18 protein-coding genes are annotated in these 14829 nt (G+C 35.1%); 8 read left to right on the forward strand and 10 right to left on the reverse strand.

Going from position 1 to position 14829, the window contains the following annotated elements; all coding sequences use genetic code 11:
- Positions 1–193: 193 nt before the first annotated feature.
- The 7 genes from ACNH59_RS09905 to ACNH59_RS09935 all read right to left on the reverse strand — a co-directional run bounded on the left by ACNH59_RS09905 (position 194) and on the right by ACNH59_RS09935 (position 4662).
- Positions 194–805 carry a protein-tyrosine-phosphatase gene (locus tag ACNH59_RS09905; protein ID WP_418262385.1) on the reverse strand — a complete coding sequence of 204 codons (612 nt, stop codon included), beginning with the start codon at positions 803–805 and terminating at the stop codon, positions 194–196.
- Positions 806–934: 129 nt separating this feature from the next.
- Positions 935–1405 (reverse strand): DUF6428 family protein, encoded by a 471-nt coding sequence (locus tag ACNH59_RS09910; RefSeq protein ID WP_418262386.1) that lies wholly within the window; start codon positions 1403–1405, stop codon positions 935–937.
- A 199-nt stretch (positions 1406–1604) separates the two neighbouring features.
- Entirely contained in the window at positions 1605–1937 is a 333-nt protein-coding gene (locus ACNH59_RS09915) for an ArsR/SmtB family transcription factor (RefSeq protein WP_418262387.1), read from the reverse strand.
- 148 nt (positions 1938–2085) lie between these two features.
- Entirely contained in the window at positions 2086–2337 is a 252-nt protein-coding gene (locus ACNH59_RS09920; protein ID WP_418262388.1) for a heavy-metal-associated domain-containing protein, read from the reverse strand.
- Between the two features lie 179 nt (positions 2338–2516).
- The gene (locus tag ACNH59_RS09925; RefSeq protein WP_418262389.1) at positions 2517–2777 is read right to left on the reverse strand and encodes a heavy-metal-associated domain-containing protein; all 261 of its coding nucleotides are present in this window, start codon (positions 2775–2777) and stop codon (positions 2517–2519) included.
- Positions 2778–3077: 300 nt separating this feature from the next.
- Positions 3078–4310 carry an ammonium transporter gene (locus ACNH59_RS09930; protein WP_418262390.1) on the reverse strand — a complete coding sequence of 411 codons (1233 nt, stop codon included), beginning with the start codon at positions 4308–4310 and terminating at the stop codon, positions 3078–3080.
- Positions 4311–4323: 13 nt separating this feature from the next.
- Positions 4324–4662 carry a P-II family nitrogen regulator gene (locus tag ACNH59_RS09935; RefSeq protein ID WP_418262391.1) on the reverse strand — a complete coding sequence of 113 codons (339 nt, stop codon included), beginning with the start codon at positions 4660–4662 and terminating at the stop codon, positions 4324–4326.
- A gap of 675 nt (positions 4663–5337) precedes the next feature.
- On the opposite strand from ACNH59_RS09935, the gene ACNH59_RS09940 reads away from it, so the two are divergent.
- The 6 genes from ACNH59_RS09940 to ACNH59_RS09965 all read left to right on the forward strand — a co-directional run bounded on the left by ACNH59_RS09940 (position 5338) and on the right by ACNH59_RS09965 (position 10482).
- Positions 5338–5673 (forward strand): arsenosugar biosynthesis-associated peroxidase-like protein, encoded by a 336-nt coding sequence (locus ACNH59_RS09940; protein WP_320889676.1) that lies wholly within the window; start codon positions 5338–5340, stop codon positions 5671–5673.
- Positions 5674–5776: 103 nt separating this feature from the next.
- Complete coding sequence (gene arsS / locus ACNH59_RS09945) at positions 5777–6829, forward strand: arsenosugar biosynthesis radical SAM (seleno)protein ArsS (RefSeq protein ID WP_418262392.1); 1053 nt, start codon at positions 5777–5779, stop codon at positions 6827–6829.
- A 213-nt stretch (positions 6830–7042) separates the two neighbouring features.
- Entirely contained in the window at positions 7043–7855 is an 813-nt protein-coding gene (locus ACNH59_RS09950; RefSeq protein WP_418262393.1) for a purine-nucleoside phosphorylase, read from the forward strand.
- A 96-nt stretch (positions 7856–7951) separates the two neighbouring features.
- Entirely contained in the window at positions 7952–8920 is a 969-nt protein-coding gene (gene arsM, locus ACNH59_RS09955) for an arsenosugar biosynthesis arsenite methyltransferase ArsM (RefSeq protein WP_418262394.1), read from the forward strand.
- Between the two features lie 310 nt (positions 8921–9230).
- Complete coding sequence (locus ACNH59_RS09960) at positions 9231–10013, forward strand: hypothetical protein (RefSeq protein ID WP_418262395.1); 783 nt, start codon at positions 9231–9233, stop codon at positions 10011–10013.
- Positions 10003–10482 (forward strand): hypothetical protein, encoded by a 480-nt coding sequence (locus ACNH59_RS09965; protein WP_418262396.1) that lies wholly within the window; start codon positions 10003–10005, stop codon positions 10480–10482. Before ACNH59_RS09960 ends, ACNH59_RS09965 begins: the two co-directional genes overlap by 11 nt.
- Before the next feature lie 764 nt (positions 10483–11246).
- Here ACNH59_RS09965 and ACNH59_RS09970 read toward each other — a convergent pair.
- Positions 11247–11633, reverse strand: a complete 387-nt coding sequence (locus tag ACNH59_RS09970; protein WP_418262397.1) for a cupin domain-containing protein — start codon at positions 11631–11633, stop codon at positions 11247–11249.
- 382 nt (positions 11634–12015) lie between these two features.
- Here ACNH59_RS09970 and msrA point away from each other — a divergent pair, with 382 nt between their 5' ends.
- Positions 12016–12633 (forward strand): peptide-methionine (S)-S-oxide reductase MsrA, encoded by a 618-nt coding sequence (msrA, locus tag ACNH59_RS09975; RefSeq protein WP_418262398.1) that lies wholly within the window; start codon positions 12016–12018, stop codon positions 12631–12633.
- A 244-nt stretch (positions 12634–12877) separates the two neighbouring features.
- Complete coding sequence (gene msrB, locus ACNH59_RS09980) at positions 12878–13417, forward strand: peptide-methionine (R)-S-oxide reductase MsrB (RefSeq protein WP_418262399.1); 540 nt, start codon at positions 12878–12880, stop codon at positions 13415–13417.
- A 156-nt stretch (positions 13418–13573) separates the two neighbouring features.
- On the opposite strand, the gene ACNH59_RS09985 is transcribed toward msrB, so the two are convergent.
- Together ACNH59_RS09985 and ACNH59_RS09990 are read right to left on the reverse strand one after the other, a co-directional pair.
- Positions 13574–14536, reverse strand: a complete 963-nt coding sequence (locus ACNH59_RS09985; protein WP_418262400.1) for a patatin-like phospholipase family protein — start codon at positions 14534–14536, stop codon at positions 13574–13576.
- Between the two features lie 19 nt (positions 14537–14555).
- Positions 14556–14813, reverse strand: coding sequence for a hypothetical protein (locus ACNH59_RS09990; protein WP_418262401.1), 258 nt, complete (start codon positions 14811–14813; stop codon positions 14556–14558).
- Positions 14814–14829 lie beyond the last annotated feature (16 nt).

The raw sequence follows: 14829 nt of genomic DNA on the forward strand, positions 1-14829 counted from the left end.
CGAATTAGCACGAAATATTTTACGTAATCAATCAGGTGAAGGGCTTAGATACCTGATATTTTTGGATTTCTAGACATTAGTTTTATGTCATTTTTGCGAGATTCTATTACTATAAAGTTGTGATAATCGGTCTGATTGGTGCTTGTTAATTTGCGTTTAATTAATTTTTGGTAACTAAATTTGGGTCTAGATGTTATTTAATTTTTGAAAACACATAAAACAATTCAGTCGCGATTTGTACGCTTCTTTCATGGTATTTTTCGGCTTGAAGCGGTGTGTTGTCAAAAGCTTTTGGGTCTTCAAAAGTAATAGGTATGCGTTTTTCGGCACCTGCAATGAAAGGGCATCCTTGGTCGGCACTAGAACAAGTAAGGATTGCTGCAAAACCAGATTGTGGATTAAAATTATTATCAAATGTCTTGGAAAAACAGATAATCGGATGTTGGTTTTCATTGTATTTCACCGCATAAACAGGATTACTGCCTTGGGATAAGGTTTGGATTTGAAAACCTGAATTCTGTAAAGTTTGTGCAGCCATAGGAAACATGGCAGTGGCTTCAGTTCCTCCAGAATAGCTTACTACTTGTGGAATTTGATAATGTGCTGCTGCGGCTTGTGCCCAGACTTGCGATAAGTGGCTGCGACGAGAATTGTGTGTACAGATGAAATTCAGACTGATTTCTTTTTTCTCCTCGTACTTGGTTTGAATAAAGTCAACAAGTGGTTGTAGTACGGTTTTACGTTCTTCTGAAATGGAGTTGAAGTCTAGTGTAGCTACTAGTTTTTGGATGGATTCGAATAACATATAAATTGTTGTTTTGTAAAAAAAAAATATTTTTAAGCCACTAAGAAAGTAAGCTGCATTTAGGTATAATGGCTCTTAATTTCTTAGTGGTTTGCATTTAAAAAAAGGCTAATAATTGTATTTTATAAATTAGCAACAGTTTCCTCCTGGAGGGCAACAGCTGGTTGCAGGAGTGAACTCTGCGAGATTGACTTTTTGTTTTTCGGCTGGTATACCGCAAGCATCTTCGGCTAAGCAAGCCGTTGTTTTGTTTAATAAGGTAAAAGTTGTTCCGTTGAAACCCAAATCATATTTGCCGATGGTTTCGTTTTGGTATTCTACCTCAATTTCGAAATCACCGATACCTAATACTTTTTCAGATAAAGCAATGATGTTTTGCAGTTTGGCTGGTTTTAGACGGTGCTCTAGGTCGTTAGCATTCCATAATTGAAAGTTAACAACAGTTTCTTGACGTACCGTTCCGCCACAATCGATAAAGCTTTTGGTGATTTGCCCTACTTCAGTTACGTGAAAATGTTCTGGAACATAACTTCCGTTAGGGAGAACAAATGTTACTGTTTCTACAGTATCTAATATGGATTTGATTTCTGATAGTTTCATTTTGAATGTGTTTTAAGTTAGGAGTAATTGATTTAAAAAAAAGACATAAAATTTAATAATTAACGCGAATCGCAAAGCTTAAATAGAATTACACGAAAGTTATTATTGTTTTTAGTTCGTTTATTGGACTCTGTTCTTTCTTCATTTAATTTTATAAAAAAATGATTTGTGTAAATCGGTGTAATTCGTGTTTAAATTTTTAGCAGCAAGAGCTATTCTTGTTGGTTAAATAAGTGTCTACAATTTGGAAAAAGCTTTTGATTTTTGAAAATCCCTCTTCGTCCAAGCAATAACAAATCGTGTTGCCTTCTAGGCTCCCTTTGATTAAGCCTGCATTTTTCAATTCTTTTAAATGTTGTGAAACGGTAGGCTGGGAGAGTGGCAGTTCGTTGACAATATCACCACAAATACAGCTGTTCACTTTGATCAGGTGTTGGATAATTGCAATACGTGCCGGATGTCCTATGGCTTTTGTCAACGTGGCCAGTTCGTTTTGCTCTGTTGTGAAATGTTCGGTTTTAGTTGTCCCCATTGTTATATATTTATATTGCAATATTACGATATAAATAAATACAAAACCCAAATCAAGATGACTTTTTTGAAATATTTAAGAAATGATTGAACCGACTATTTGATTTTATAGCGTTTTAATTGGAGTTATAGTTGTTTTTAGGGATAAATTAATCATCTGTGGGAATGGCATGAAATCCTACAGATTTTACTTTGGTTTCAACTTCTTGAATGTTTATAATCTTGGTGGAATAGATCGTAAGTTCCCTCGGGAATACTTGGTTGTTAATTGCTACCTCTGAGATACCTTCAATTTCTAATATACTTTTGCGGATGGCTTCTAGATCGGTATCTTCTTTGGCATCTGTCCCAAAAACCCGTCCGTGATTTCCTGGGATTATATTGTTGGATAATAAACTCATAACAATTGTTTTTTACGGTTAAATATAAATAGGATTTTTTTAGTTCCTTAAATTTAGTCAATAAAGCGTAAGAAATCAATTTTTGAGAACTAAAGTTGTAGGTTTTACTATTAGAAAAAAACATCCTTTATCTAATCAAGAATAAAGGATGTTTTTGAATTTAAAATTCGATTATTGAGTTATTTGTAAAAAGAATCTCTGCTGACAGCATGAAATCCAACTGATTTAACTTTTGTTTCAATTAATTGTACGGGTATCATTTTGCTCGAGAACACTTTGATTTCACGAGGAAATACAGAGAGATTAATCAAAACTTCTTTGATTCCATCGATACTTAAGATGCTTTTTTGAATATTTTGTAAATCAGTTTCTTCTTTGGCATCAGTGCCAAAAGATGTTCCGCGTGTACCTGGAATTACATTATCGGTTAGTAGACACATAGGTTGATGTTTTTTAATGATTAATTATATTTTATTCCAAATCTAAAATTACTCAATTAGTTTGTATTGTAATGTGAAAAATTAGTTATTCTATTCTAAATAAAATCATAGGTTTTTGTTAAAAATATTATATATCGTTAATATGAGGTTGTTTTTGTTGTTTTAATGTTGTTTTTAGTGTTTGTTTTTTATGGAATCATTATATTGAACTGTAGGCTTGTAAGAGTAGTTTGGATAATAAAAAAACCTGTTCGGATTTTCCGAACAGGTTTTAGTATTTAAATTGGAATATAATACAGACTAGTTGTCGTTCATACGGTAATCAGGGTAAGCACTCATACCGTGTTCGTGTTCGTCAAGACCTTCGATTTCTTCTTCTTTAGTAACTCTCAATCCAATTGTTTTCTTAATTATTATTAATATAATGAATGAAGAAACAATACAGAAAGCACCTATTGCAGCTACACCAGTCAATTGAATAAGGAACTGATCTACACTTGCCATTGCACCAAAGATACCTACAGCAAGAGTTCCCCAGATTCCACATATTAAGTGAACTGCAACAGCTCCTACAGGGTCGTCTAATCTCAATTTGTCAACTAAAGCTACCGCAGCTACTACAAGCATACCAGCGATAAGACCGATTAGGATAGAGTCTGTTGGTCCCATTTGGTCAGCTCCAGCTGTAATACCTACTAAACCAGCTAATACACCATTAAGGAACATTGATAAGTCTAAGTTTTTGTATAAAAATTGTGTGAACATCATTGCAGCAACACCACCTGCAGCAGCAGCTAAACATGTTGTAACTAATGTCAGAGATGTTAATGCTGGGTCAGCAGAAAGTACAGAACCTCCGTTGAATCCAAACCATCCTAACCAAAGGATTAAAACACCACCAGTTGCTAAAGGTAAGTTGTGACCAGGAATCACTTTTGGTTTTCCGTTTTCGTCAAATTTACCAATACGTGCTCCTAATAACCAGATAGCAACTAAAGCTGCCCATCCACCTACAGAGTGAACTAAAGTAGAACCAGCGAAATCATAGAATCCCATTTCGTCAAGGAATCCACCGCCCCATTTCCAAGATCCAGCAATAGGATATACTATTCCTACATAGATAATAGCAAATATCATGAATGAGTTAATTTTGATTCTCTCAGCAACTGCTCCTGAAACAATTGTTGCAGCAGTAGCGGCAAACATTCCTTGGAATAAGAAATCAGTCCAGTAAGTGTAACCTTCGTTGTAAGCTAAGTCTAAAGCACCGTCTTTAAGAGGAGCATCTAAACCAAATCCTGCAAATCCTAAGAAACCATTAAAGTCTCCTGGGTACATCAAGTTGAATCCTACTAAGCAGTAAAGTAATAATCCAATACAAATGATGAATAAGTTTTTAAATAAGATGTTTATTGTATTTTTTTGTCTTGTTAGACCAATTTCTAAAAATGAAAATCCTAAGTGCATGAAGAATACTAATGCTGTACAAAGCATCATCCATACGTTGTTTGTTGTCAATAATCCTGTATCCATGTGTAAATTTGTTTTAGTTTAATGTATCTCCTCCTTTATCTCCTGTTCGAATTCTGTATGCTTCTCTAACGTCAGAAACGAATATTTTTCCATCTCCTACATGTCCAGTAGATCCAGCTTCTAAAATAGCTTTGATGGTTGCTTCTTCGAATTCATCATTTACTACTATTGAAAGGTGTCTTCTTTGAATGTCACTTGTACTATAGGAAACTCCGCGGTATACGTGACCTACTTTTTCGTTTCCTAATCCCGTTACATCCCAATAAGTGAAGAAATTTACTCCTACAGCATGTAATGCTTTTTTTACATCAGAAAATTTAGCTTTTCTAATTGTTGCTTCAATTTTTTTCATGTTTAATTTGTTTTTGAAATAAAGGGTTAATGCTTCTTTTAATATAATAAAGTCTTTCTGTGTTTTTGTTGCTTTATTGTTAGTATTTCAATTATTTTTAGCGAATTTATTAACTTTTTTCAAATCGAAATTAGAATCGATTAACTTTTTGTTAAAAATGAAGACGAATTATTAATATTTGAAATTTGGACTCAAATAATAGCTAATATTTCTTTTTTTTAAAGAATAATTGTGATTTTAATAATGGCTTATTTTCAAGTTTACCCTTAAAATAGATAGTATCGATTGGTGTTCTCGGTTATTTTTTGCTATTTTTTGGTGTATAGATGTAGATTTATTTTGTATTACCCCATTTTTTATGGGGGTAATATTAATTTATGTGTATTTTATTGGTTTTTGATTTTGGAGAAATTGGGTTGTATATTTAAACAGTAATGTACAGTCGGAATTAAAGCATGACTTTTAGGGATATTAGCGCTAATTTTTTAGGTAAATCAGCACTGTCTTTTAGAATTATTCTTGTCAGGAAATGAAAAGCCAATCGTCCAATAAATAACAATCGTGAACTTTACGAATAATTTAAAACCTAAAATTAAATTAAAACGTAGGTCTATATTGTATTCAAGATTGTATTTTTGAGAGTATATAAAAAGATAACTAAATAAGACCATACATATGGATAAGACATACTACGACCCAGCCGACCTGAAAAAATTTGGTAAAATCTCCGATTGGAACGAAGAACTAGGCGACAAGTTTTTTGATTATTATGGAAAAGTATTCGAAGAAGGTAGTTTGTCTGCTCGTGAAAAATCATTGATAGCCTTGGCAGTTTCACATACCGTACAATGTCCGTATTGCATTGATGCCTATACAGGCGATGGACTTAAAAGAGGGATAACCAAAGAAGAAATGATGGAAGCGGTTCATGTAGCGGCGGCTATTCGTGGTGGGGCTACCTTAGTACATAGTGTGCAAATGATGAATAAATACGATAAACTCTCGATGTAGTTTTTTTTTGAGGGGCTAAGATTCTAAGTTTCTAAGGGACTGAGTCCTTTAGATTTGAACCTATAAAACCTTAGCTCCTCAGAACCTTAAAACCTTAAAAAAAATGCTCAAATCTTTACATGCAAAACATAGCGAACTCTCAAAAACCGAAAAACAACTCGAGATTCTTTCGACAGGGATGTTTCAAGATGGAAGTCTGCCCACTTTTGCTGATAAAATAAAAAAAGCAGGAACTTTTCCACTACAACCTCGAAAGTTGGAAATCCTCCAAATCAACGTTGGGTATATGTGCAACCAAGTCTGTGCACATTGCCATGTGGACGCTGGGCCTGACCGAAAAGAAATCATGACGGTCGAGACCATGCAGCAGATTTTGGAGGTGCTTAAAACCACCGAGGTAAACACCTTAGATTTAACGGGTGGTGCGCCCGAGATGAATCCTGATTTTCGTTGGTTTGTCGAAGAAGCTTCTAAATTAGGAGTAAAGGATTTTATCGTTCGCTCCAATCTGACCATTATTTTGGCCAATAAAAAATACCACGACTTGCCCGAGTTTTTTGCTAAACACAACATTCATGTAATTTCGTCTTTGCCTTTTTACAAAAGAGAAAAAACGGATAAGCAACGAGGTGATGGGGTTTTTGATAAATCCATTCAAGCCTTGCAAATGCTAAATAAAGTTGGTTATGGCAAAGAAGGTACTGGTTTGAAATTGGATTTAGTGTACAATCCATCGGGTGCTTTTTTACCCACTGACCAAAAAGCTTTAGAACACGATTTCAAAAAAGCTTTAAAAGAAGATTTTGACATCGATTTCAATTCGCTTTTTGCGATTACCAATTTGCCTATTTCTCGTTTTCTGGATTATTTAATCGCTTCAGATAATTACGAAGATTATATGTATGCCTTGGTAGAAGCCTTTAATCCAGCGGCTGTTGCCAATGTGATGTGTACCAATACGATTTCGGTGAGTTGGGACGGCTGGCTGTACGACTGCGATTTCAACCAAATGCTAGAACTCAAAGTCGCTTCAAAGATCAAACACATATCCGATTTTAATCAAGAAGTTTTACAGGATAGAAACATTGTGATTTCGCAACACTGCTACGGCTGTACTGCGGGAGCGGGGAGTAGTTGCCAGGGGACGGTAGTTTAGTTTAACCGCAAAGACCACAAAGGAAGCGCAAAGAAACGCAAAGTTTATTTGATAGCGCCTTAGTGAGAATATTTCAATTATAGATTAAGTAAAAACGCCAATCAAAGAGTATTAAATTTCTTTAATTTCTAAAATCAGTGTTCCAATAAAAACAGAAAACAAGGACAATTAAGAATTAGAGCAATCATGTAATAAGTGATTAAAAAAGTAAAAATGAATATAGAGACAATAAATGAAACGGTTGCTTTTTTGCAATCCAAAGGATTTGTAAATCCCGAAATAGGAATTGTGCTAGGGACGGGTTTAGGACAATTGGTGGATCATGTACAAATAGATAACACAATAGATTATAGTGACATTCCGCATTTCCCAGTTTCCACAGTCGAATCCCATTCGGGCAAACTGATTTTAGGAACAGTTGAAGGTAAAAGAGTTTTGGTGTTACAAGGGCGATTCCATTTGTACGAAGGCTATTCGTTACAAGAAATCACCTTTCCTATCCGAATCCTAAAAGCCTTAGGAATCCAGAAGTTGTTAATCTCCAATGCCGCAGGAGCGATTAATTTAGGCTACAAAAAAGGCGATATGATGTTGATTGACGACCATATCAATCTACAAGGCGGTTCGCCTTTGGCATTCAAAAATGTATCCGATTTCGGAGACCGTTTTGTGGATATGAGTGCGCCTTATGATGCTGAGATGAATCAAAAAGCTCTTGATATTGCTAAAGAAAACAACATTGTTTTGCATAAAGGAGTTTATGTTGGTGTCGTAGGGCCACAGCTAGAAACCCGTGCCGAATACCGTTACTTACGCACCATTGGTGCCGATGTCGTTGGGATGAGCACCGTTCCAGAGGTCATTGTGGCGAATCATTTGCGTTTGCCAGTTATCGCCGTTTCAGTATTGACAGACGAGTGCGACCCTGACAACCTAAAACCTATCGATATTGCCGAAATCATTGCCATCGCTGGACAAGCCGAACCAAAAATGGTGACGCTTTTCAAAGGTTTGGTTAGAAATTAAAATTAGTTTAAAAGTTTAAAAGTTTAAAATTGGTACGCTAAACACAAACCATTAACGATAAACCCCAAACAACAAACCATCAACAATCAACACAAAATGAGCTACCTAAACGCGACCAACGACCTATACAAACAAGCCGCCTTAACACCTGATGTGGGGCTTTGCTGTACGACGACACCTATTTGGAAATTCCCAGGATTGGAAATTCCGCTAATCATGCAAGAGATGAATTACGGATGCGGAAGCACCATCTCGGCACAAGATTTGATCAATAATCCCAAAGTACTGTACGTAGGTGTGGGAGGCGGCATGGAATTACTGCAATTCTCCTATTTCTCCCGTCAAAAAGGCGGTGTAGTGGGAGTAGACGTGGTCGATGAAATGCTCGAAGCTTCCCGCAAAAACTTCCTTGAAGCCGAAAAACAAAACGATTGGTTTCAAAGTGACTTTATCGAACTCAAAAAAGGCGATGCTTTAAACCTTCCCATCGAGGACGAAAGCATTGATGTAGCGGCTCAAAACTGCTTGTTCAACATCTTCAAGGCCGAAGATTTAAAGAAAGCCCTGCAAGAAATGTATCGTGTCCTAAAACCCCACGGACGCTTGGTAATGAGCGATCCCACCTGCGAGCAACCCATGAACGAAGCCTTGCGCAATGACGACCACCTCCGTGCCTTGTGCCTGAGCGGAAGCATTCCCATTGCCGATTACATCAAAGCCTTGACCGATGTGGGTTTTGGAACCATCGAAATCCGTGGCCGCCGTCCGTACCGAATCCTAGACCCTGAAAATTATCCAACCGATGAATTGATTTTTATCGAAAGCATCGAAGTCTGCGCCATCAAAGACCCCATGCCAGCCGATGGTCCTTGCGTGTTCACCGGTAAAGCCGCCATCTATTACGGCAAAGAAGCCTATTTCGACGATAAAAAAGGCCATGCCTTACTCAAAAACCAACCCCTAGCCGTATGCGACAAAACCGCCGCTGCCCTAGCCAGTTTGGGACGCAATGATATTTATATCAGCGAAAGCACCTTTCATTATAATGGTGGAGGTTGTTGTTAGTTTTTTGAGAGGCTGAGTTGCTAAGAGGCTAAGGGTAGGAGGGATTTAGTTTTTTGATTATTAGGATCAGAATATTAGGTGTTTTTAGGAACATCGCTCCCGCCATTCGTTTTATCTTGTGGCGGCATAAATGCCCGCCGCCACAAGGATGTCACTACTGTCGGGGGTAGGTAGAGGCAGTTGTGTTTCATTTGGGATGTGATTGTTTTTGATTCTTGAATTTTTTTGAGGTGATATCTGTTTAAAAAAGGATAAATTTCTTTTAACTCAATTTTTGTTACTTTAAGGAAATAATTTGTTAATTTGCATTGTGGAAAATATAGGTCATATAGAAATTAGAGTTACAGGTTCAAAAGGTAATATTGAACTATCACCCGATAATTACGATATACGGGAAATAATTTCTATTCTAGAAAATGCTGAAAATTTAATTTATCCTGGAGATAAAAAAGAAAGACCTTTAATTACATATAATATTGAGAAAGGTTCGGTAAAACACATGCTTAAAACTTCAATACAATTTGTAATCGGATTTAATGCGATAATTGGACAAGTCAATAGTATTCAAGAGATAGATTTTTTAGATTTATCAACAGCAAAAGCGTTTGAAAATTTACAAAATATTGCTGTTAAAAAAGATTATTCATTTAGTATTAAGACTTCTTTAGAAAATACAAATGAAATAAAAGTTGACAGAACAACTCGGTATGTCAGAACTGAAGCAATATGGGCAGATGCGGAATTCTATTTTTATGGTAAAATAACTAATGCTGGAGGAAAAGATAAAGCAAATATTCATTTACTTACTTCTGAATTTGGGACAATTCGAATACAAACTCCCATCAGTTTTTTAGAAGATTATGAAGATAATTTACTTTACAAATCTATAGGGATAAGGGCATTGGGGAAACAACATTCATCTACTGGAGAAATTGATTATTCAACATTAAAGTTTTTAGAATTGGTAGATTATCAGCCAAAATATGACGAATTGTATTTAAGAGGACTTAGGGAAAAAGCTAAAAAATCATGGCTAGAAGGAATAGATCCTGATAATTGGCTAAAGGAAATCAGAGGAGGTTATGATGCATAAATCAGTTTTATTAGACACAAGTTTCTTTATTAGATTTTTAAATGATAAAGATCCATTATTTAAAAATGCAGATGGTTATTTTCGTTATTTTTTGAAAGAGGATATAACTATGTTAATTTCAACAATATCAATAGCAGAATATTGTGTAGGTGGGAATATTTATGAATTACCATTAAGAAATTTACAAATTATTCCTTTTAATTTAGACCATTCAAAAAAAACAGGAGAATTTGCTAGAATTGTTTTTAAAAACAAGAATAAATTAAAGTTAAACGATAGGAATATCATTCCTAATGATACCAAACTGTTCTCCCAAGCTGATTGTGTGAAAAGCGTTGAATTCTATTTGTCTTCGGATAGTGAAAGTTTTAAAGTTTTTAAATTACTTAAAGAAGAAATTGATCCTAAATTTATTTTTATTGATTTAAAAATACCACCGAATGAATTTTTTGGACTACTTGATTTATAATCACCCCTCTCCGCTCCGCAAAGTCTTCACACTTTGAGGCAATTTTAAAAATCTTTATTAATAACGATACTCGTCCCAAATTCTCCTGACTTTTGTACCCTTCTTTTTATAAAATTTTTTCCCCTTGCGCCTTAGCGTCTTTGCGGTTAAAAAAAAAACAGTTTCACAAACTCCGCTGACTTTTGTAAACTTTCACTTTAGTGTATCACCACAAAGATTGGACAAGCGGTACGTGAATTTCTTGCGGATATCCTTCCTACGTCAGGAAGACAAGATTATGGGAAGTAGATGCTTAGAAGTAGCAATGTGTTAGCATACTAAATACAGCTTTACAAAGTCTTCACACTTTGAGGTAATTTTAAAAATCTTTATTAATAACGATACTCGTCCCAAATTCTCCTGATTTTTGTACCCTTCTTTTTATATTTTTTCCCCCTTGCGTCTTAGCGCCATTGCGGTAGAAAAAAAACAGTTTCACAAACTCCGCTGACTTTTGTAGACTTTCACTTTAGTGTATCACCACAAAGATTGGACAAGCTGTACGTGAATTTCTTGCGGATATCCTTCCTACGTCAGGATGACAAGATTGCGGGAAGTAGATACTTAGAAGTAGCAATGTGCTGACACACTGAATCCATCGGTTCAGAAAAACCTTCCGTACCAACACAAAATACCCTCACTATAACAAATTGTTCATAGTGAATCCAAAGGATTTTAAGTTTAAAAAACTGTACGCTTTGGATTTTAAATCCTAAAATTGTTGTTTATCCTTTAGTCATCTCAATCATGTGATTGATTACATGGGAGTGCTCGTGTTGTGGACTGAACATAATAATTTCAGCATCGGCAATGACTTTTACGTTGTGACCAGCGGGCCAGTAAAACAAATCTTTAGCATCAACCGTTTCTTCGATGCTGTTAGCGTCAGTAGTTGTGATTTGTCCACTCAACACATAGCCCCAGTGCGGAGACTGACATAGATTCCCTTCGAGTCCTATAAACAAAGGGGTAGTGTCCACTCCAGCGGAGAGGCTAAAATATTCCCCACTAATTTTTCCTAATCCTGTAGCATCACCAAAATCCGTTTGTTGGCGAATTATAGCTCCTGGGATTTGCATTTTGATTTCAATATCGTTTTTTGCAATTTTCATAATTGTTTTTTTTAGTTGTTAGAATAGCATGCTGCAGGTAGGTACTTTTATGCTGTTGTTTAGGGGAAATCAGCACTAATTACCGATATAACAACTAAAGTTTAAGTTCAATTGTAAGTTAGGTATTATAATTAACAATAAGTGATTTTAAGTAGTCAATTTTTGTTTTAATTAACTGTTATCCAGTTGTTTGGTTTTTAAAGTTGTTTTTTGTTTATGTGCTTTGCGTAAAGTTTACGCCTTTTCGGTTCAAAAAAATGTAAGGAAATTGAAATATTATCGTCTATAAGCAAAGATAGGGAAGCCGCTTAACATAAGTTTAGCAGTCGTTGAGAAACCAAAATGTAAAATCTCCCGTATATTAGTAGTAAACAAAGAAAAGATGAAAGTACTCTCTTATTTGGCGTTCTTATTAATTTTCATAAGTTGCCAGTCTCAAACCAATGAATTGTCACTAAAAGCCAAACCAGGTAAAGCCATTGCTGTTTTTGCTTCGGGTTGTTTCTGGTGTACCGAACATGTTTTTGAAGCGGTTTATGGTGTTGATGAAGCCGTTTCTGGTTATACCGGTGGCACCACTAAAAACCCCACCTACCACCAAGTTGGAACCAATCAAACTGGTCATGCCGAGGCCGTTGCGGTTTTTTATGACCCTAAAAAAGTGAATTTTGCTCAATTAGTAGATGCTTTTTTCGCCTCTCAAGACCCAACAACTCCCAACCAACAAGGACCTGATGTAGGTTCGTCTTATCGTTCTATTGCGTTTTATGGCAATCTTGACGAAAAGAAAATCATCGAAGATAAAATCAAAGCACTAACTCTAGCTAAAGTATTTAATAACCCTATTGTAACAGAAGTAAAACCCATCTCGGCTTTTTATGAAGCAGAAGCCTACCACCAAGATTATGTGAAAAACAACCCGAATCAAGGTTATGTCAAAGGGGTTTCGATTCCGAGGTTTAATAAGTTTGTTAAGACTTATAAAGGAAAGTTGAAGTAGGAGTTAAATAGCTTAAACACAAGGGTCACAAAGATTTTGGATATCTTACAAATGTGTTCCTTATTTAAACACAGAGGTCACAAAGGAAGCACTAAGAGCACTGCGTTTGAACTAAAAACACAAGGTTTTGATTTTTTAATTTTTGTGTTAATCTGTTTAATTTCTCTTATCTGTGTTCCTTTTTTAATCGCAATGAGCACTAAATCAATCTTCCAATACATTCATTAATTCAAAAATTAAAATCATGAAACGTTATATCAAAATAATTAGTTTACCGCTTATCCTACTAGTTTTTATGGCTTGCATGCAGGCTAATAAAAAAGAAGGAATCGAACTAGCTGAAAATGTTAATCCTCCACAAGAAAAATTATCACTGAATGATACTTCTTTGAAAAAAGTAGTAAAATCAGATGCTGTTTGGAAGAAAGAATTAACGTCTGATCAATACCATATCCTAAGAGAAAAAGGTACAGAATATCCGTTTAGAAATGCATTTTTTGACAACCATAAAAAAGGACATTATTTCTGTGCAGGTTGTAAGTTGCCTTTGTTTTCTTCCGAAACTAAGTTTGAATCGGGCACAGGTTGGCCTAGTTTCTATGATGTTTTGGATAAGAACAGGGTACAGGAAGTAGTTGATAAGAGTCTCGGCATGGTAAGAGGCGAAATTATTTGCGCACGTTGTGAAGGACATTTAGGGCATTTGTTTGATGATGGCCCTAGACCTACGGGTTTACGTTATTGTATGAACTCAGGAGCATTGTTATTTCAAGAATCTAAATAAACAGTATTTATATTGATATTTGAAGTAATCATTCAAAATACAGCAATATTTAAATGGTACTGTCTTTTAAAGTGTTTTTGTGAAATTACTGCTTTGCAAACTGTTGCTTAATTTAATAAGTTGTTATTTAGAATTATTATGTCACGTATACATACTTTATTCATCTTCTTGTATCCAGTCTTTTTTGGTATCTGCTTCTACATCTTCATTTTTATTTTGTGGAATATGACAAAAACTATCAGGTTGTCTGGATTTGGCATATTCATAGCCATCTTTCCACCACTGAGTCATTTCAACAGGATCAAAAATCAAGGGGTTTTCGGTAAGTTGGTTAGGGGTAAAATAAAAATTGATTGTAATATTTTGGTTTAACCCAATAAGTTTTCCTATGATAATATCTTTTGAGTTATTCGTGTTTTTCATAAATTGAAAAGTTCGGAATAATAAAGAGAAGGCGTTTTTAACTTCTGGAAAGTGAAGGGTTTGTACTTCGTTTTCCAAAATAATTACATCAATTTCTGTCGCTCCATTTTCAATAGCACAGGAAATAGGAACAAAATTACCAAAACCACCATCAGCGTATTGGAAACCATTTTTTGTCATCAAACTCATAAAGGGAGTATAGTTTGAAGAAGCCCACGCCCATTCACAAAAATTTTCATGGTCGCAGTCCATAGAATTGTAATATTCTATTTGATTCAAACTTAAATTCGAAACAGTTACTATTACTTTTTTATTTTCTGCTCGAAGTCTGTCAAATTCATCAGTGGTGATGCTTTTTTTAATCAGTTTTTTTAAATTTAAGCTTTCGCCAAAAGTAGGATGTCCTTTTATAAATGATAAAACCGAATTAAAGTGATTGATTTTTGTTTCATATCCTTCTTTGGTTTTTTTGATAATAAATGGAGAAATGCTAAAAATATCTTCTTGCGAAACAGAGGTGTATATTTTTTTTATTTTTTCAATTTTGCCTAAAGCCAAATGAGGTAATAATAAACAACCTGTGGAACAACCCACGAACAATTCATATTTATTGCAGCAATCGTTGATTAAATACTCAGCGATTCCCCCAGCAAAAGCACCTTTACTTCCACCACCTGATATGATTAATGCTCTCATTAAACTCTGTTTATTTGGGTTATACTTTGTTAATTTGGTTAATTATTGCTGCTTTTTTCTGTTCGCTCAATCTATCTTTTGTAGCGGTTTCATTGTTACCAAACCACTTTTTGATCAAGCTATCAATTATTTTGGATTGACTTTCGTAAGCATTACAAGTTTTGCACATCGCTTTGTGAGCTTGTAGCTGTAGCATTTCCTTAACAGACAAAGGCGTTAATTGCTGTTTATCAATTAATTCAGTGGTTAATTTACATGATTTTACGAGCATTTCCATGAGATTTTCATTTTAG

This window comes from Flavobacterium faecale, from assembly GCF_048320115.1.
Lineage (GTDB): Bacteria > Bacteroidota > Bacteroidia > Flavobacteriales > Flavobacteriaceae > Flavobacterium > Flavobacterium faecale_A.

Excerpts from the sequence above, each read along its gene's own strand:
- ACNH59_RS09935 (WP_418262391.1), bottom strand. The coding sequence starts at position 4,662 with ATGAAAAAAATTGAAGCAACAATTAGAAAAGCTAAATTTTCTGATGTA.
- ACNH59_RS09990 (WP_418262401.1), bottom strand. The coding sequence starts at position 14,813 with ATGGAAATGCTCGTAAAATCATGTAAATTAACCACTGAATTAATTGAT.
- arsS (WP_418262392.1), top strand. The coding sequence starts at position 5,777 with ATGCTCAAATCTTTACATGCAAAACATAGCGAACTCTCAAAAACCGAA.
- ACNH59_RS09915 (WP_418262387.1), bottom strand. The coding sequence starts at position 1,937 with ATGGGGACAACTAAAACCGAACATTTCACAACAGAGCAAAACGAACTG.
- ACNH59_RS09940 (WP_320889676.1), top strand. The coding sequence starts at position 5,338 with ATGGATAAGACATACTACGACCCAGCCGACCTGAAAAAATTTGGTAAA.
- ACNH59_RS09965 (WP_418262396.1), top strand. The coding sequence starts at position 10,003 with ATGATGCATAAATCAGTTTTATTAGACACAAGTTTCTTTATTAGATTT.
- ACNH59_RS09910 (WP_418262386.1), bottom strand. The coding sequence starts at position 1,405 with ATGAAACTATCAGAAATCAAATCCATATTAGATACTGTAGAAACAGTA.
- ACNH59_RS09970 (WP_418262397.1), bottom strand. The coding sequence starts at position 11,633 with ATGAAAATTGCAAAAAACGATATTGAAATCAAAATGCAAATCCCAGGA.
- ACNH59_RS09905 (WP_418262385.1), bottom strand. The coding sequence starts at position 805 with ATGTTATTCGAATCCATCCAAAAACTAGTAGCTACACTAGACTTCAAC.
- ACNH59_RS09950 (WP_418262393.1), top strand. The coding sequence starts at position 7,043 with ATGAATATAGAGACAATAAATGAAACGGTTGCTTTTTTGCAATCCAAA.
- ACNH59_RS09920 (WP_418262388.1), bottom strand. The coding sequence starts at position 2,337 with ATGAGTTTATTATCCAACAATATAATCCCAGGAAATCACGGACGGGTT.
- ACNH59_RS09925 (WP_418262389.1), bottom strand. The coding sequence starts at position 2,777 with ATGTGTCTACTAACCGATAATGTAATTCCAGGTACACGCGGAACATCT.
- msrB (WP_418262399.1), top strand. The coding sequence starts at position 12,878 with ATGAAACGTTATATCAAAATAATTAGTTTACCGCTTATCCTACTAGTT.
- ACNH59_RS09930 (WP_418262390.1), bottom strand. The coding sequence starts at position 4,310 with ATGGATACAGGATTATTGACAACAAACAACGTATGGATGATGCTTTGT.
- arsM (WP_418262394.1), top strand. The coding sequence starts at position 7,952 with ATGAGCTACCTAAACGCGACCAACGACCTATACAAACAAGCCGCCTTA.
- msrA (WP_418262398.1), top strand. The coding sequence starts at position 12,016 with ATGAAAGTACTCTCTTATTTGGCGTTCTTATTAATTTTCATAAGTTGC.
- ACNH59_RS09985 (WP_418262400.1), bottom strand. The coding sequence starts at position 14,536 with ATGAGAGCATTAATCATATCAGGTGGTGGAAGTAAAGGTGCTTTTGCT.